Below are 1,747 nucleotides of genomic sequence, written 5' to 3' on the forward strand. Positions count from 1 at the left end.
ATCACCCGATCTTCATCCCCATCAACCTGATTCTTGAAGGTGTTAGCCTGCTGTCTAAACCGGTTTCGCTCGGTCTGCGACTGTTCGGCAACATGTATGCGGGTGAGCTGATCTTTATCCTGATTGCCGGTCTGCTGCCGTGGTGGTCGCAGTGGGTGCTGAATGTGCCATGGGCCATTTTCCACATCCTGATTATTTCGCTGCAGGCTTTCATTTTCATGGTCCTCACGATTGTCTATCTGTCGATGGCATCTGAAGAGCATTGATTTTTATCTCAACAACTTAGCTTTTAACTGAAACAAACTGGAGACTGTCATGGAAAACCTGAATATGGATCTGCTGTACATGGCTGCCGCTGTGATGATGGGTCTGGCGGCAATCGGTGCTGCGATCGGTATCGGCATCCTCGGAGGTAAATTCCTGGAAGGCGCAGCGCGTCAGCCGGATCTGATTCCTCTGCTGCGTACGCAGTTCTTTGTTGTAATGGGTCTGGTGGATGCAATCCCAATGATCGCTGTTGGTCTGGGTCTCTACGTGATGTTTGCTGTCGCCTAAAGCCTGTAGCCGTGGTTCACTCATGGCACGCAGTGTGATGAGGAACGGATTCTGCCGTTTATCGCTGATAGCGGCAGAGCAAGTTAACTTAATAAGAGGCATTGTGCTGTGAACATTAATGCAACAATCCTCGGCCAGGCCATCGCGTTCATCCTGTTTGTCGCGTTCTGCATGAAGTACGTATGGCCGCCGATTATGGCTGCCATCGAAAAGCGCCAGAAAGAAATTGCTGAAGGCCTTGCTTCTGCTGAACGCGCGAAGAAAGATTTGGATCTCGCGCAGGCCAATGCGACCGACCAGCTGAAAAAAGCCAAAGAAGAAGCTCAGGTCATTATCGAGCAGGCGAACAAACGCCGTGCCCAGATTCTGGACGAAGCCAAAACTGAAGCTGAGACTGAACGTAACCGCATCGTGTCTCAGGCGCAGGCAGAAATCGAAGCCGAGCGCTCACGTGCACGTGAAGAGCTGCGTAAGCAAGTCGCGCTGCTGGCCTTAGCTGGCGCCGAGAAGATCATCGAACGTTCCGTGGATGAAGCTGCTAACAGCGACATCGTTGATAAACTGGTCGCTGAACTGTAAGGAGGGAGGGGCTGATGTCTGATCTGATTACTGTAGCTCGCCCCTACGCCAAAGCAGCTTTTGACTTTGCTGTTGAGCATCAAAGTATCGACCGCTGGCAGACCATGCTGGCGTTTGCCGCAGAAGTGGCTCGCAACGAACAGATGGCAGAACTCCTTTCCGGTGCATTGGCACCGGAAGCCTTGTCTGCTTCTTTCAACGCAGTCTGTGGTGATCAACTTGATGAACACGCTCAGAACCTGATTAAGGTTATGGCGGAGAACGGACGTTTGACAGCGCTTCCAGCGGTACTGGAACAGTTCATTCAACTGCGTGACGCTTATGAAGCGACAGCCGAAGTTGATGTGATCTCCGCCAGTGCGCTGAGTGACAGCCAGCTGAGTAAAATCAGCGCCGCGATGGAAAAACGTCTGTCACGCAAAGTTAAGCTGAATTGCAAAATTGATAAGTCTGTAATGGCAGGTGTGGTTATCCGTGCGGGTGACCTGGTGATTGATGGCAGCGTGCGCGGCCGTCTTGACCGTCTGGCAGACGTCTTGCAGTCTTAAGGGGACTGGAGCATATGCAACTGAATTCCACCGAAATCAGCGAACTGATCAAGCAGCGCATTGCT

Annotated in this window: 4 protein-coding genes; all 4 read left to right on the forward strand. The window is 51.9% G+C overall.

Going from position 1 to position 1,747, the window contains the following annotated elements:
• Nucleotides 1-266 (forward strand): F0F1 ATP synthase subunit A (locus ERD80_RS21140; protein ID WP_168926306.1); only part of this gene is annotated, 266 nt, incomplete at its 5' end.
• Between the two features lie 49 nt (nucleotides 267-315).
• Nucleotides 316-555 (forward strand): F0F1 ATP synthase subunit C, encoded by a 240-nt coding sequence (gene atpE / locus ERD80_RS21145; RefSeq protein WP_003849523.1) that lies wholly within the window; start codon nucleotides 316-318, stop codon nucleotides 553-555.
• 108 nt (nucleotides 556-663) lie between these two features.
• Nucleotides 664-1,134 carry a F0F1 ATP synthase subunit B gene (gene atpF / locus ERD80_RS21150; protein ID WP_021313757.1) on the forward strand — a complete coding sequence of 157 codons (471 nt, stop codon included), beginning with the start codon at nucleotides 664-666 and terminating at the stop codon, nucleotides 1,132-1,134.
• Nucleotides 1,135-1,148: 14 nt separating this feature from the next.
• Nucleotides 1,149-1,682: a F0F1 ATP synthase subunit delta gene (gene atpH / locus ERD80_RS21155; RefSeq protein WP_021508187.1), complete on the forward strand. Its 534-nt coding sequence runs from the start codon at nucleotides 1,149-1,151 to the stop codon at nucleotides 1,680-1,682.
• Nucleotides 1,683-1,747 lie beyond the last annotated feature (65 nt).

The organism is Pantoea sp. R102, from assembly GCF_004916815.1.
GTDB classification, from domain to species: Bacteria; Pseudomonadota; Gammaproteobacteria; order Enterobacterales; family Enterobacteriaceae; genus Pantoea; species Pantoea dispersa.

Excerpts from the sequence above, each read along its gene's own strand:
- atpE (WP_003849523.1), top strand. The coding sequence starts at position 316 with ATGGAAAACCTGAATATGGATCTGCTGTACATGGCTGCCGCTGTGATG.
- atpH (WP_021508187.1), top strand. The coding sequence starts at position 1,149 with ATGTCTGATCTGATTACTGTAGCTCGCCCCTACGCCAAAGCAGCTTTT.